Below are 15,709 nucleotides of genomic sequence, written 5' to 3' on the forward strand. Positions count from 1 at the left end.
GATACTCAAAACGGAATTCCGAAAGATAAGATTAAGAAACTTTTTGAAAGAAACTCCATTACACTACTTATCGAACTGCCCCGGAAAAAGGGGCGGGAATAAGGTTCAAATTTTATTGCCAGCCAATGTAGATTTAAAAGGATTAACTTGTAATAGCGCAACCGGATTATTATTATAACGAACCGGATAAAGCTCCAGGTTTGGGAATACTAAAATAAAAAACTGATCCCTTGCCGCTTTCGCTCTCCACCCATATTTTACCTTCATGAAGCCGTATAATTTCTGCACACAAATACAGCCCTATACCAAAACCAGGTATGGCCTTGGTGTGGTTACTTTCTACCCGGAAGAAACGATCAAATAGTTTATCAACGTTTGCTGGCTCAATACCCATGCCCTCATCCTTGACGCTAATCTGTACCATTTCGTCAATTAATTGGCATTCAATTTTAATCTGCTTCCCGTTAGGGGAGTATTTGACAGCGTTGTTTATTAAGTTAAGCATAACCTGCTCTATCCGGTCATAATCTGCAAATACCGGCAACGGTCCGCATGGACAATCGGTTATTACATGATCAGGCGCGATCAGTGCGCAAGCCGCGATCACTTCCTTGACGAGATCATTTAAAAGAAACTTACTTTTATTCAAGGGTATTCTTCCTGCCTCTATTTGTGAAACATTAAGGAACCCATTGATCATACCGGTCATTTTTTTGACCTGTTGTGTTACTTTATTAAGTATCCCTGCTGCAAAAGTGTCCGCATTCTTTGTCGCCTTAATCTGAAGCATTTGTATGTAGCCATTTAAAGAAGTAAGCGGGGTTTTGAGTTCATGGCTTACCATCGCTATAAAGTCGTTTTTTCTTAATTCTTCCTGTTTTTTGTCCGTAATCTCCAACACAGAACCTATAAAGCGGTAAGGTCTGTCCATTTCATCGAAATAGGCTTGACCTTTCGCCCTTAGCCAACGTATCTTTTGATCTTCGACGCCAACCGTACGATATTCAACATCGTAAAAACCGTTACTTTCTGATTTATTAAATACCCGGTCAATAACTTTACTAACCCGTTCTTTATCGTCCGGATGTAACCCCTCCAAAAAGTCCTTTTCATAGGTAACCGTATCCTGGTGATCGATACCGAAAAGTGTCCGGCAACGTTTGTCCCATTCCATAGTAACCTTTTCCATATCCATATCAAAAGTGCCGAGTTCGGCAGCAAGGATGGCCAGTTTAAACTTATCTTTTTCTTTCTCCAGTTCTTTCTTAGCGTTTACCATTTCTGTAACCTCAAAAGCAAAAACTAAGATTCCGTCTACCTTTCCACTCGCATTATGCCGTGGCTGATAAATAAAATTAAAATACCGGTTTTCTATCGGGCCGTCATCATACCGGGCAATAGGAATAAGTAACTCGTTGCCTTCAAATGTTGTATCGTTATCATAAACACCCCGTAAAATATCCCATACCGGCCCCTTAATTTCTGGCAGGGCTTCCAAAACGGGTTTACCCAATAGTTGACGTTCAGGAAAAAATTGTTGATATAATGGATTAATCAATTCAAAAACCAGGTCAAAGCCATTAAGAACGCAAATGGCTGCAGGCGCTTCCATAAAGAACCTTTTTAACTGGTCGCGCTGGCCTTCCGTTTCCGCTTTTGCATCCTCTAAATCTTGCTTTGTTTGCTGTAATTCTTTTAACCTACTTACCTTTTCCGTTATCTCGATCACCGTGACCAATACACCGCCAATATTTCCATCTTCATCACTGATCGGACTATAAGAAAAGTCGAAAAAACATTCTTCCACATAACCATTCCGATCAAGCGGAAGCATAAAGTTTGGAAATCCAACAGCGTTGCCTTCCATAACCCCGTCAAACATAGACTCAATGATATGCCAGATTTCTGCAAACGTTTCCCTGGTACTGATACCCATTGCCTGTGGATGTTTAGTAGATCCAAGTATTGGCCGGTAGCCATCATTGTAAAGCTGAATATATTCTTTGCCCCAGGCGATATACATGGGAAAAGGAGTGGACAACATAATACCAGCGGCAATTTTCAATTCAGTTGGCCAGGTTTCTACAGCACCGATAGGCGTAGCCGCCCAATCAATTGACCGGATCAGTTCACCCATTTCACCACCACCCTGTAAGAATTTATAGTCAGATATTTTTTGCCTATTCATTTCGGGTTGTCTATTAGTCGTTATGTTTATGAAATTTAAAGATATACATTAATCTTCAGCAAGTTGAACTGTTTGACAACACAGTGGCCACCAGTATATCGAAGTACATTGATTAAAGAGGCAGGGTAAACCAAAAAGTGCTGCCCAGGCCTACTTCACTATCAACACCTATTTCACCTCCGTGTTTTTTAATGATCTCAGAACTGATATATAACCCCAGCCCTAAGCCTGAATAATTATTACCACTACCATCCGCCTGGTAATAACGCTCAAATAAATGGTTCACTTTTTCAGGAGCAACTCCGGAGCCTTTATCAATTACAGATACTTTTGCCAGATTGCCGATCTTTTCTATATGTATTACGATTTCTTTTGATTCAGGAGCATATTTTACTGCATTATTTACAAAATTTGTGATAACCTGGTCGATCCTTTCTAAATCCGCATCAACTTCAATAGCGCGGTCACCGGTTACCAAGATCTTAAAAAAACCAGCGCTATCTATCTGCTCGCAGCAGTCCTCAACTAATTTACTAATTGCAAAACGCGTTTTATTCAATTGAAGTTGTCCGTGGTTAATTTTACTGACATCCAACAGATCATCTATCAGTGTGTTAATTTTATCCATGCTTTTGTTAGCCTTTTCAATCAACATAGGCGAGATTTTAGCCGGGTTATCCTTCATCCGGTCTAACAATTGTAGTGAGGCTTTCAAAGTAGTAATCGGTGTCTTGAGTTCATGGCTGGCAATGCTCATAAACTCATCCTTTTTCTTGAGCAATTCCTTATTCGCTTCATCCAACGTTTTTTGCGTTGTGATATCTAACGACGTTCCGACGAACCGAAAAGCTTTTCCCTGGTCGTTAAAATACACCTTCCCCTTGGACTTTAGCCATTTAATTTTTTTATACTGGTCTTCGATGGTACGAAATTCTTGTTCAAATTCACCATTATTTACGCCTGCTATCGCTTGTTCAAAAGCCTTTTCAAACAATTTGCTATCCTCAGTTTGGATCAGATCCAAATATTGGTTAAATTCCACCTGGTCGACCGGCGAAAGACCGAGTAACGCCTTAGAACGCTGATCCAATATCAATTCTTTAGTCAACACATTAAAGTCCCAGGTCCCCATCTCCGCTGCATCAACAGCCAGATTCAACCTTTCCTTACTTTCCCGGAATAAGGTTTCGACTTCTGCCAACCCCTCCTCAACTTTCCGTTGATCGGTAATATCTTCGATGGCTAATAAAATGACCTGCTCACCATTGATCTTATCCAATTGCTGTGCATTTAACAGCATCACTTTATAGCCAATGTTAGGGAAAGTATGACTTACTTCAAAATCGATAAATATCTTCTTTTCGGGCAATATGCTTTCTAACATATTACGAAGGAGCGGGTCATTCCACTGTTGGTTGCCCAGGTTATATATGTATTGATGTTCCGTTTCTTTTTCAGTTACCTTAAACTTATTGTAATAACCGTTTGTCGCACGTATGACTCTTAAATCCTTGTCCAGCATAAGCAGCGGATCCCTTATGGTATTGATGATCCCTTCAGCATAGGTACGGGCAAGGTTAAGCTGGTCGTTACGGTCTATCAGTTCACTGTTAACTATCGTAATTTCTTCATTCGTACTTTGCAGTTCCTCTTTTGAAGTTTCCAGCTCTTCGTTCAAACTTTGTAGTTCCTCGCTACCTGAGAGTAATTCTTCATTGGCGCTTTGCAGTTCCTCATTGACGGCTTCCTGGTCTTCTGTCACCGTTCTCATATCTGCACGCGCCTGCATCAATTCTTTTTTCAGTTGCTCTATTTCAATATCTCGCGGGTCTGTTACCCCTTTTTTATTTTTCCCATTGCTAACCTTTGATGGTAACACTGTTGCATTCTGACTCTTTATAAATACCACCAGGTAATATGGTTCAGGACCATTTAATAAAGGGGCGACTTCGATATTTACATATTCATCGGCCTGTTGAAAATTAAACAGTATCGCATCTTTTTTTGCGGCCGCCCTGTTTTTTTTGGCCAGGTGCAATAAATTCCGTAACTCAAAAGCTAACCCTTCACGGGCCATTTTGAGTAAGTTCAGGCTTGCCCTGCCAGCGCCAGGGGTCAGCCAGGATTCAGTTTTACCAATAAACTGCATAATATCAAAGCTTTCATTGACCAATACGCTTGCCGGCGCATAGTTAGCTAAGATGATTTCTCCTGCTATTTTATATACATCGTGTTTTCCGCTTTCATTTTGAAAGGTTTTATCAACTTCTTTAAAGTTTCTTTCATAACCCGTAGAGGCGACCGGCATGAACCTCCCGCGTTCCCCTTTTCTTGAAAAGATCTTTTCGTGGTTATTATAAGGACTAAACAGGTCCGAGTTATTACCAACGCTTTCTGATTTGCCCAGCATTAAGAACCCGTTGTCATTCAGGGCATAATGAAAGGTATTCAGCGCCCGTTTTTGTAAAATAGGTTCCAGGTAGATCATGACATTCCGGCAACTCACTAAGTCAACCTTGGAAAATGGCGGGTCTTTCAGCAAGTTGTGGTTGGCAAATACGCACATATCGCGAATGACCTTATTGATCTGGTAGCTGCCGTCGAGCTTGGTAAAGAATTGCTGTAAACGGGAATCAGAAAGTCCGTTCAAATCGGTCGCCCTATAAATCCCGGCCCTGGCTTTGGCGATTGCTGTTTCGGAAATATCGGTAGCGAATATCTGGATCGTCATAGCCGCTGACTTATCACCCAGGTGTTCCTGCAAACAAATTGCCATGGAATAAGCTTCCTCACCGGTAGCGCAACCGGCGACCCATATGCGTAATGGTTCGTTGGCTGTTTTATGCTTTAACAGCGCAGGGAAAACAGTACCGCAAAGCAGCTCAAAACTTGCCGTGTCCCGGAAAAAATTCGTTACCGAGATCAGCATGTCGTTATACAGTTCGTCCTGTTCCGTTTTGTTTTCCCGAAGGTAAGCCAGGTAATCGTCAGGCTTCTCCATTTTATTGAGTGCCATCCGGCGAACGATGCGTCGTTTTAAAGTGGCTTGTTTATAATAAGAAAAGTCAACGCCCCTTCGGACGCGAAGTACTGTAAGCAAAGACCTGAAAACTTCTTCGTCTTGCTGGGGTAAAGTACTTGTCATTTCCTTTTTCGAATAGTCCGCATGGAAAGGATAGTTAATGGAGATCAGGTGTTCCGCGATCTTTGCCGGGGGTAATATAAAGTCCACCGCACCGGTGTTAATCGCACTTTTAGGCATACCATCAAAAGCGGCTGACCCTTCATCCTGTGCGAAGGTGATACCTCCATATGATTTTATTACCTGCAAGCCAAGAGTTCCGTCGTCTAATGTTCCCGATAATACTACGCCGACCGCAAAGCTTTGGTGGACGACAGCCAGGGAGGAAAAGAATAGGTCAATGACTTTTACTTTATGCCGCTTTCCGTTCAATTCTTCCAGCTTCAATATACCATCTACTGCCCTGACGATCTTATTGGACGGGATAATATAAAAATGATCCTGTTCCAGGTGTATGTTGTCAGTGATTTGCAATACAGGGATTTTAGAAAACTTTTCAAGGATTTCCGGCAACAGGCTTTCATGGGTCGGGCTCATGTGTTGAACAAACACATAGGCCATAGCCGATTTTTCTGGAACAGCTTGTAAAAATTGCTTTACCGCCTCAAGGCCACCCGCTGATGCCCCGATGCCTACTACAGGAAATTGTATAGATGAACTTGAATCACTTCCGGATATTTTTTCTTTACTCATTGATGGAAGTGTCGTGTGGATAATTAAAAAATGAAATTATAAAATTAGAATAAAAAATAAAGGAAAATGTTTTAACTAAACCACAAGTGATAATCGAAAGCTAAGCAACTACTGTGAACGTTATCTGAATACAAAATGGGAATAACTAAATCAATTTTCATACTTTTAAAAGAAAAATAAAAAAATTCAATGATCATTCTATACATCATTATCGGCATTGTCACTTTAGTATTTCTGGCGGCGCTCTTTTCCAAAAAAAATCATTACGTTAAGCGAGAGATCGTCATTCAGGCACCACTTCAAAAAGTGTTCGACTATATCCGTTTTTTGCAAAACCAGGAAAGTTTCAATACCAATTCTATGGAAGACGTTACCCGCGAAAAGAGCTTCCAAGGCAACGATGGTACCGTTGGTTATATCTATGCCTGGAAAGGCAATAAAGACGCGGGTGAAGGCGAAAAAGAGATCCTCGCGATTGACGCGGACAAAAGCTTGGAAATGGAGATCCGTTTTGTCAAACCAATGAAAGCTACCGCCCGGATCATCATGGAAACGGAATCCCTGTCTGTCAATGAAACCAAGCTATCCTGGAGCAATGCGGGCAGTTTGCCCGTACCGATCAATCTTTTCATTCCGAAAATGCGAAAACACGTGGCCAAAGACATGGAAAAAAGCTTGCTAATATTGAAAAGCCTGCTGGAAAAGTAAAACCTCCCTTTTTTAGCCCTTCAAACATTATAGCTTTTCTTACTTAAAAACAATAAACAGGTTTTTATGTTCTGTTAACTTTGTCACTATGGCTTTCCTCCCTGAAGATATTTTGCTGCAGATCTTTGAAAAATCTGCAGCCTGCTTACTGATGAAAGCCGACGCGCCCGATTTCACGATCGTTACCGCAAGTGACGCCTATTGCCGGCTGACCGGCCTAGCCCGAGAACAGATCGTAGGCAAGGGTGCATTTTCGATATTTCCTGACCAGGCCAATGACCCCAAGGGAGCTAACCTCACCCGGCAGGCCATCATGGATGCCATTTCCAACAAAAAACAAACCCAAATACCAGAATACGTTTACCATATCGCGGACCCGGAAACGAAGGCAATTACTGAATTTTGGTGGTCAAGTACGTTCGACCCCATAACCGGTCCGGATGGCGAAGTGGCTTATGTGCTGGGTACCGCTATCGACCTGACCGATAAAGTAAAAAACCGGAAACTCCTGCAATATGGCGAAGATCGTTTAAACCGCTTTTTTATGCAGGCGCCAGCCGGCATTTGTATTTTGAGCGGGCCCGAACTCACGTTCGAACTGATCAACCCGCTCTACCAGCAACTTTTTCCCGGCCGTGACATCCTGGGAAAACCGATGCTGGAAGCCATTCCCGAGGTCAAAGGAGCACCCATTTGGGATGTCCTGCAAAACGTTTATACAACAGGTGAGACCTTTGAAGGCAATGAATTATTAATACCGCTGGCTCGTACAGCGGATGGACCGGTCGAGGACCGGTACTTCAACTTTATTTACCAGGCACGACGGAATGCCAGCGAAGAGATAGATGGCATTCTCGTTTTTGTCATCGAAGTGACCGCAACGGTTCAGGCACAACAACAACTGCAATTACTGATCAATATGCTACCAGCGTCCGTAGTGGTCATCCGCGGGCCGGAACTCATCGTGGAAATGATCAACCAGGCCAATTTGGACTACTGGAACAAAACAACGGAAGAGGTAATTGGCAAACCTCTTTTAGCCATATTGCCGGAACTGATTGACCAGCCTTTTCCCGGTCAACTACGGCAGGTCATGATTACGGGTGAAATCATTGATGTCAAGGAAAGCCCGGTTTTATTTGAAAAACCAGATGGCAGCGTCCGCGAAACTTTCGTGGATTATACCTATCAGCCGCTCACCGATAACAATGGCCAATATACCGGCGTCCTGGTCATGTCTTCGGAAATTACCGACCGGGTATTGGCCAAACGGCAGGTCGAACAAAGTGAAGAGAACCTACAAAATATGATCGCGCAGGCACCGGTAGCTATGTGTATCCTGTCCGGCCCGGATCATGTCATCACCGTCGCTAACCAATTAATGGTGGAACTTTGGGGCAAGCCGCAGGCGGCGGTCATGAACAAACCTGTTTTCGATGCGCTGCCTGATGCCCGCGGCCAGGGGCTGGAGGAAGTCATGAAAAACGTATACCAAACCGGGGAAACCTTTTATGCCAGGGAACTACCGGTATCGTTAATTCGTCACGGACTGCCGGATATCGTCTACCAAAATTTCGTTTACCAGGCATACCGTGACGCGACCGGCCAAATCGCGGGCGTATTCGCCATCACCATCGATGTGACCGAACAGGTGCTGGCCCGCCAAACCATCGAAAAGAGCCAGGCAGAGTTGCTGGAGACAAAAATACAACTGGAGGCCGAGCTGGAAACCAGCAAACAAGTTCAGCGGCAGAAAGACGATTTTATCGGCATGGCCAGCCATGAATTAAAAACCCCGCTGACCTCGCTGAACGCCTTACTCCAGGTGGCCAGTCTAAAACTCAAGAACAGTGAGGACCCTTTCCTGGCCGGCGCTATGGAAAAATCTAATATCCAGGTCAAACGAATGACCGCCATGATTAATGGGTTCCTGAATATCTCGCGCCTGGAATCCGGCAAAATATATATCGAGAAACAAAATTTCGATATGGAAGCCTTGATCAAAGACATGATCTCGGAGGCCAGCCTGACCGCCAGCACCCACCTGATGCATTTTGTCCAGTGCCCGCCCATCCCTGTAAACGCTGACCGAGATAAAATCGGTTCCGTCATCTCCAACCTGATTAATAATGCCGTGAAATATTCACCCAAAGGAAAAAATATCGAAATCGCCTGCAAGACGAAAGATAACCAGTTGGTTGTCAGCATTAAAGATGAAGGAATGGGTATTAAGCGGGACGACCTCACCAAAATATTTGACCGCTATTACCGGGTGCAAACTAACAATACCCAGCACATTGCTGGCTTCGGCATCGGTTTATATCTGAGTGCCGAAATTATTCACCGGCATGGCGGCGAAATTTGGGCAGAAAGCGAAAGTGGTGTTGGTTCCATCTTTTATTTTAGCCTGCCGCTGGAAACAATTAGGGCTGTTTGAGTTTGGCACCAAAAAACGCGCGCATATCACTTTCCTTGAAAAGCGGGATGAGTTGCATAAGTTTAAATAGGAAAATGAATTGATGAACTTATTTTTTGTCAAGAAGTCGGCAGGCTAAACCAAAAAACGCTTCCCTCTCCAAGCGTACTACGGGCACCGATCTCACCACCGTGGCGCTTAACAATCTCGGCACAGATGAATAGCCCAAGACCCAAGCCGGAGTACTTACTGCCCTTGTTCTCAACCTGGTAGTAACGGTCAAAAAGATGCGGTATTTTCTCCTCGGCGATACCGGGACCTTTGTCAACTACTTCAATCAAAACATTGGCTCCAGCGTTTTTTAAATTGATAAAAATTTGTTTGCTATCAGGCGCATATTTAATGGCATTGGTAATAAAATTGGCGATGACCTGCTCGATCCTGCCTTCATCAGCAAAAACCTGCAATATAATATCGCCTTCAATAATGATCTCGTAGCGCTGATCAATCCGTACATGATGCACACAGTCACTGATAAGCCCGGCAAGATTGAACATTGATTTATTCAAATGCAATTGGCCCTGGTTCATCTGGCTGGCATTCAACAAGTCTTCTACCAGCGCATTCACCTTGTCGACATTCCGGTTGGCCTTTTCGATCAGTCCCGGCACCATTTTATTTGATGGATCATTTTTCAACCGGTCGAGTAATTGCAAAACGGCCTTTAAACTGGTGATCGGCGTTTTTAATTCATGGCTGGCGATGCTGATAAATTCATCTTTTTTCTTTAACGCATTGATATGGTCGTTAATGTTGGCGCAGGAGCCAAACCAATTGGTCATATTGCCTTCCTCATCCAAAAACAACGCGGACTTCAATAAATGCCACTCGTAAATTCCTTCCCGGTTAAGAAGCCGGATCTCTTTTTGTAAATGTTCACCTGTTGCGATTGATCTGTACCAGACTTTTAACAGCTCCCGGAGGTCATCTTTATGAACTTTGGAAAGCACAAAAGAGGAGCGGGTGTCTTCGCCATTACAATTAAAGTATTGACAAAAACGGGCGTTCACATAATCTATGTTTCCTTTTGCCGTTGTCGTCCAGATGATCTCCGGTACCAGGTCGGCCATAAACTGCAAGCGTTTTTTCTCACTTTCAGCGACCCTTTTGGAATGTAGTATTTCCTTTTCGTAATTCTTCCGTTCGGTGGTGTTGGTTAATACCGCGTTGATTGCCTGCAATTTGCCGTGCTCATCCAGCAAGGCTGAAGCATTTAACAGCACGGCTATTAAGGAACCATCTTTACGCAAGATCTCATAGCTGAATTCTTTGACTGCCTTACTGATACTAGCTACCGGCCAAAAGAACATTTCAAAATGCATCTGTCCGCCCTTTGTGAGTAAAGAAGCAAACTTTTGGCCGAGCAATTCCTTTTCCTCGTAACCCAGCCAATTCAGTAAAGTTAAATTGATCTTGATGATCTTTCCGTCAGCAGACAGGGAAAAATAGCCGCAAGGGGCATTTTGATACAACTGCTCCGCATCGATCAGCCGGGCCAGCAGATCATTTTCCATTTTCCTCAATATGGAGATAGGTCTTGATAGCATTGATCGTTTCAGCCGGCTCACTGATATGCGGACAATGGCCAGTGGCGTTCATCAAAACGAATTCATTGCCTGGGGTATGCTCATGAAAATACTGGCCAACCACTAAAGGCGCGATCACATCTTCGGAACATTGCAGCGTCAAACTCTTTACTTTAAGTTTAGACAAGTCATCTCGGTTATCGGAAAAGAAGGTTACCCGCGCGAATGCGCGAGCGATGTCCGGATCGGTGGAACAGAAGCTATCGGTCAGGAATTCACCCAACTCCGGCCTTTCGGGGTTAGCCATAATCGCCGGGGCCATCGCACTTGACCAGCCCAGGTAATTACTGTCCATAAATTCAAACAGATTTTCAAGGTCCTGCCTTTCAAAACCGCCGGTATAATCAGTTGTATTCAGGTATCGCGGCGAGGGGCCGATAAACACCAGCCTGGAAAAAAATTCCGGATGCTGCACCGCGGCTAATAAACCAACCATACTACTAACCGAATGACCGACAAAAATGGTATTGGTTAATTCAAGCGCCTCGCAGAGATCAAGCACATCCTGAACATATCCATCCAGGCTTTTATATTTATCAGCGCTATATTGGCTGACGTCCGATTGCCCTGAACCTGTGTAATCGAAAAGGACCACTTTATAATCCGCTGTAAAAGCATCAACAATAAATTTCCAGGCACGCTGGTCACAACCGAATCCATGTGCAAAGAGCACCACTTGTTCACCGTCACCGATCACTTTCACATTATTACGCTTTATCACAGCCTCAGCTTTCATCATCATGTAGCGGATTTTGCTAAAGATACCTAAACGTTCTTACTTTAACACCAATTCCTTCACCATGCCGGACAACTGTTCAATATCAAAAGGCTTAGCCATGTAATCGTCAGCGCCGCAATTCTGGCAAATTTGTTGAATGTCACGTTCGGCGGATAGCAGGATGATCGGTATAAAAGCGGTGACGGGTTGCGATTTCAGGCGCAGACAGATCTCCGCGCCTTCCCGGCCGAGCGTTGAAAGCCGCAGATCCAGCAAGATCAGATCTGGTTTGATTTCTGATAATCGTTCACTTTCAGATCCGGTCTCTGATAAGACCACCTTGTAGCCCTCTTCGGAAAAGATAAGATCCAGTATGCTCAATATGTCAGCGTCATCCTCAATGATCAGCAACTTCTTTTGTCTTATCTGGTTGTACATGGTTATTGCATGACAATAATCGCTCCTCTAAATTTCAGGCGGTTAAACAGCCCTTATTATTCGCAGACGGAGTAGTACCGGACAAACTATTCTGCTTATAACGAATTATTGGGTCATAAAAAAGACAATAACTAATTTTAGCCTGCCCCCGCGGGCTAAACATTTTTTGATCAGTGTTGTTAAAACGGCGACCTTATGGTTACGGAGCCTGATGAAAAAGAAAAATAGTTTTGAGAGTGAAAGTTTATCTTTCGAAGATTTTGAACAAGCCATCGCCCAACGCCCGGGCCGAGCTGTAGCGGTCGACGAACTGGTCAAAGAGCGGCTGTCAGCGGAAAGAGAAGCCAGGCAGAAAGACCGGGAACCGAAGAAAGCAAAGCGAAAGAAATAAAACATCTCAACAGAAGCGCTGTAAGGAATAGCAATTATATCCGACCAAGGAATAATGGTGCCTTCTTTAAAATTCTCTTTGTTCTGCTTTCTGTTTCTGCTCGCAATGGTCATATTGGCTGGAGCGTGCTGTCACATCAGCAGTTAAAGGCTATCGCTCAGTTCTTTTGGTTGTAAGGACACTTCAAATATTTTCGATTGATTATTGTAACTTTGTCGCTCATGGATATCAGGTCCTATATTGATAACGGGAATTTAGAACAGCATTGTTTTGAGTTTAATGACGAGGTCGCCGCCCTGCGCTTAACTTATCCCGAGATCGATCAGGAACTGAACCAAATCGAAATTACGCTCGAACAATTGGCCCAAAGCCAGGCCATTATACCCCGGCCACTGCTTAAAAACAAAATACTCGCCGCATTGGAAGACCATATCAACCTGGACAACCTGCCGCCGACCAGTAAATATTCTAATTATGAAAGCTGGCTGAAAGCGGTAGAACACCTTATTCCCGCGGAACCGTTTGAAGATTTTTTCGCCCGGGTATTGCAGCAAAATGACCAGATCGCGCAAACTTTAGTCATCACTAAACTCAATGTACCGGAAGAAATGCACGAAGTGATCTCGGAGAGTTTCTTTATTTTAAAAGGAACCTGTACCTGCACTGTCGGCAATGAACTATTTACCCTGAATGCCGGTGACCACTTGAATATCCCACTGCATACCCATCATGATATCCGGATCGATTCACCTTATGTGATCGCGATCCTGCAGCACCAGTTCGCCTGAAGATGGCCTACTACTGCTCCCTGATCAAAGATTATCTGTTTCAACAGGCCGCACTGCACCAGCTTGATCCCTGGCTGTTCCTCGTACTCTATTTAATGAGCAAACTCCTTTTCCTGATCTTTATCGGCCGGGCCGTCAAAAACATCCGACAAAAACGTCCATACCTGCTGCCTTTGCTTTTTGCAGCGTTGGGTTATAGCTTACCTTATTTATATATGATCATAGCCGGCAAAAATATTCCACTATGGATATTCGGGGTCATTACCGTGATCTACCTGTTAAGCGGCTGGTCGATCTATACCAAACTCCGGGAGGCGCGCCTGTCTGCGGCAAAAGAAAGGACGATTTAAACTTGGCATGCTTATGGCTATATACTTCACACATTGCTATTTATATTTTATAAATGCCCCTCAACCTGATTGATCCAAAGGAACTATTAGTACTTGTTCGTGCCAAAACCCGCTCCGGTGCTGAAGCTTTATATGACCAATACGCACTAGTTTTACAACTGGCGATCTTTCACATCGTCGGGGAAAAAGGCGTGACCGATACCTTGCTGGAAAAAACCATTGTTCAAATATGGAATACTACTGATCAGTATAACGAGCAGGAACTGCCGCTGCTGACATGGATGTTAGCGATCGCCAAAACCCTGGCCAGGGAATACCTGATAAAACTACCTGAAGGATTTGTTCCGCTCAAAACCATTTAAAGTGTTCGGGCGTTATAGCCCCATGGAAAATACAGCTCCTTCTAAAACGCGTTACAGTGACGCTGACCTCGAAGAATTCAAACAAGTCATTATACACAAGATGAATAGCGCACGGGAAGAACTGGCCGATCTGTCGGCATCGCTACAAAGCAGTAACCCGAACGGCACCGATGATACCGGCGGTACCCACGCCACACTGGAAGATGGCGCGGCCACGCTGGACAAGGAATCTATTCATCAGTTAGCGGGACGGCAGCAAAAGTTCATCCAGCAATTGGAAGCGGCGCTGGGCCGCATCGCCAATAAAACTTACGGCATTTGCCGCACGACCGGCGAATTGATCCAAAAGGAAAGATTACTGGCGGTACCCCATACCACCCAAAGTATGGCGGCCAAACTCAGGCAGCATTAAAAATCACAAAACCATCACAGGCTTACTTTGGCAGGTTCACCTGCAATTAAGTGGCTTGATATTTATACTGGTTAGGTATAAAAAAAACTAAATAATCATGAAAAAAATTCTGATCGCCTGTTTCGCGCTTGCACTGAGCTGTAGCGCCATGGCTGAAAACAAAATGCAAACTGATACTGGTATGCACAAAAAAATGATGATGAAATCCAAAATGAAAATGAAGGATGGCGTCATGATGAAAGACGGTAAAATGATGATGATGAAGGGCGGCAAAACGATGATGATGGACAAGGATATGACCATGAGCAATGGTACCATGGTTATGATGGACGGCAGCGTCAAAATGAAAGACGGTAAGATGATGAAGATGAAGGACGGCGACATGATGATGATGAACGGCAAAATGAAAAAAATGCCGATGAGCAAAATGTAATTTTTCAGACGTTTATGTTTAAGGCCTGTCGTGAAAATGGCGGGCTTTTTTGTAGGCACTCTGTAGACAATAAAAGCCAGTGTATTTATTTGTAAACAGTTGAAAAACAGTGTATAAATATGATTGAGAAATGTTATAGTTCTGTGATATCTATGCAGGCCGATGTCCTTAACGGTTTGCGTGGCACACCTAAAAAAATGGCAGCCAAATACTTTTATGACGAAGCCGGCGATAAGCTGTTCCAGGAGATCATGAATTGCCCGGAATACTATGTCACCGATTGTGAACTGGAAATATTTACGGAACAGACGGGAGAAATGGCCGACCTGATCCTGCGTGGCGGCGAACCATTTGACCTGATCGAACTGGGCGCGGGCGACTGCACCAAATCCAGCCACCTGCTGAGTTTGTTACTCGCCACTGATACTGATTTTACTTATTGCCCGATCGATATATCGGCCAGCACTATTGAATACCTGGAAACAGCTTTGCCGCAGCAACTGCCCGGCCTTAAGTTACAAGGCCTCCATGGTGATTATTTCGACATGCTGGCGATAGCCGCCGAACGTTCGGTTCGCAAAGTAGTGCTGTGCCTGGGTGCTAATATTGGCAATATGCCGGTAGTTGAAGCGCAAGAGTTTTGCACCAAACTTCGGTCCTATCTTTCGCCAGGCGATATGGTCATCATGGGTGTCGACCTGAAAAAAGACCCGCACCTGATACGTGCGGCTTACGATGATACCGATGGCATTACATCACGTTTTAATCTCAATTTATTGAGCCGTTTGAACCGCGAACTAGACGCCAGCTTTGATTTGGAAGCTTTCAAGCATTATTGCAGCTATGATCCGGAAAGCGGGGCCTGCAAAAGTTATTTGATTAGTCTAAAAGATCAGTTAGTAAAGGTAAGTGATGAAGAAATTACCTTTCGAAAAGATGAGTATATCTGGATGGAGATCTCGCAGAAATATGAACTTGCCGAAATAGACGATATGGCTGTCGCAGCAGGCTTTGCCCCGGTTAAACACCTGCTGGACAGTAAGGCTTGGTTTACGGACGGGGTTTGGGTAGTGAAACAATAAGG

General features: G+C 44.0%; 14 protein-coding genes. 9 read left to right on the forward strand and 5 right to left on the reverse strand.

Annotation, left to right across the window (positions count from 1 at the left end):
* Positions 1-172 precede the first annotated feature (172 nt).
* Positions 173-2,188, reverse strand: coding sequence for an ATP-binding protein (locus ACQY4U_RS03275; protein WP_428327943.1), 2,016 nt, complete (start codon positions 2,186-2,188; stop codon positions 173-175).
* A 112-nt stretch (positions 2,189-2,300) separates the two neighbouring features.
* Positions 2,301-5,963, reverse strand: a complete 3,663-nt coding sequence (locus ACQY4U_RS03280; protein WP_428327944.1) for a CheR family methyltransferase — start codon at positions 5,961-5,963, stop codon at positions 2,301-2,303.
* Positions 5,964-6,152: 189 nt separating this feature from the next.
* Between ACQY4U_RS03280 and ACQY4U_RS03285 the strand changes: the two genes are divergently transcribed.
* On the forward strand, positions 6,153-6,671 hold the full coding sequence (locus ACQY4U_RS03285; protein ID WP_428327945.1) for an SRPBCC family protein: 519 nt from the start codon (positions 6,153-6,155) through the stop codon (positions 6,669-6,671).
* An 88-nt stretch (positions 6,672-6,759) separates the two neighbouring features.
* Positions 6,760-9,108 carry a PAS domain-containing sensor histidine kinase gene (locus ACQY4U_RS03290; protein WP_428327946.1) on the forward strand — a complete coding sequence of 783 codons (2,349 nt, stop codon included), beginning with the start codon at positions 6,760-6,762 and terminating at the stop codon, positions 9,106-9,108.
* Positions 9,109-9,206: 98 nt separating this feature from the next.
* On the opposite strand, the gene ACQY4U_RS03295 is transcribed toward ACQY4U_RS03290, so the two are convergent.
* From ACQY4U_RS03295 to ACQY4U_RS03305, 3 genes are read right to left on the reverse strand one after another with little or no spacing between them, the layout of a single operon-like run.
* On the reverse strand, positions 9,207-10,661 hold the full coding sequence (locus tag ACQY4U_RS03295; RefSeq protein ID WP_428327947.1) for a PAS domain-containing sensor histidine kinase: 1,455 nt from the start codon (positions 10,659-10,661) through the stop codon (positions 9,207-9,209).
* Entirely contained in the window at positions 10,651-11,475 is an 825-nt protein-coding gene (locus tag ACQY4U_RS03300; RefSeq protein ID WP_428327948.1) for an alpha/beta fold hydrolase, read from the reverse strand. The genes ACQY4U_RS03295 and ACQY4U_RS03300 overlap by 11 nt, the downstream gene beginning before the upstream one ends.
* Positions 11,476-11,508: 33 nt before the next feature.
* Positions 11,509-11,889, reverse strand: a complete 381-nt coding sequence (locus tag ACQY4U_RS03305; RefSeq protein WP_428327949.1) for a response regulator transcription factor — start codon at positions 11,887-11,889, stop codon at positions 11,509-11,511.
* Positions 11,890-12,100: 211 nt separating this feature from the next.
* On the opposite strand from ACQY4U_RS03305, the gene ACQY4U_RS03310 reads away from it, so the two are divergent.
* From ACQY4U_RS03310 to ACQY4U_RS03340, 7 genes are all read left to right on the forward strand, one after another.
* Positions 12,101-12,280, forward strand: a complete 180-nt coding sequence (locus ACQY4U_RS03310; RefSeq protein ID WP_428327950.1) for a hypothetical protein — start codon at positions 12,101-12,103, stop codon at positions 12,278-12,280.
* Positions 12,281-12,501: 221 nt separating this feature from the next.
* Positions 12,502-13,068: a cupin domain-containing protein gene (locus ACQY4U_RS03315; RefSeq protein WP_428327951.1), complete on the forward strand. Its 567-nt coding sequence runs from the start codon at positions 12,502-12,504 to the stop codon at positions 13,066-13,068.
* Positions 13,069-13,070: 2 nt separating this feature from the next.
* Positions 13,071-13,418: a hypothetical protein gene (locus tag ACQY4U_RS03320; protein ID WP_428327952.1), complete on the forward strand. Its 348-nt coding sequence runs from the start codon at positions 13,071-13,073 to the stop codon at positions 13,416-13,418.
* Between the two features lie 53 nt (positions 13,419-13,471).
* Positions 13,472-13,780: a hypothetical protein gene (locus ACQY4U_RS03325; RefSeq protein WP_428327953.1), complete on the forward strand. Its 309-nt coding sequence runs from the start codon at positions 13,472-13,474 to the stop codon at positions 13,778-13,780.
* Between the two features lie 22 nt (positions 13,781-13,802).
* Positions 13,803-14,192 carry a TraR/DksA family transcriptional regulator gene (locus ACQY4U_RS03330; RefSeq protein WP_428327954.1) on the forward strand — a complete coding sequence of 130 codons (390 nt, stop codon included), beginning with the start codon at positions 13,803-13,805 and terminating at the stop codon, positions 14,190-14,192.
* Between the two features lie 97 nt (positions 14,193-14,289).
* Positions 14,290-14,625: a DUF6799 domain-containing protein gene (locus ACQY4U_RS03335; protein ID WP_428327955.1), complete on the forward strand. Its 336-nt coding sequence runs from the start codon at positions 14,290-14,292 to the stop codon at positions 14,623-14,625.
* Between the two features lie 152 nt (positions 14,626-14,777).
* Positions 14,778-15,707 carry an L-histidine N(alpha)-methyltransferase gene (locus ACQY4U_RS03340; protein WP_428327956.1) on the forward strand — a complete coding sequence of 310 codons (930 nt, stop codon included), beginning with the start codon at positions 14,778-14,780 and terminating at the stop codon, positions 15,705-15,707.
* The last annotated feature ends 2 nt before the right edge of the window (positions 15,708-15,709 follow it).

It is taken from the genome of Mucilaginibacter sp. (assembly GCF_965277465.1).
Taxonomy (GTDB): Bacteria; Bacteroidota; Bacteroidia; order Sphingobacteriales; family Sphingobacteriaceae; genus Mucilaginibacter.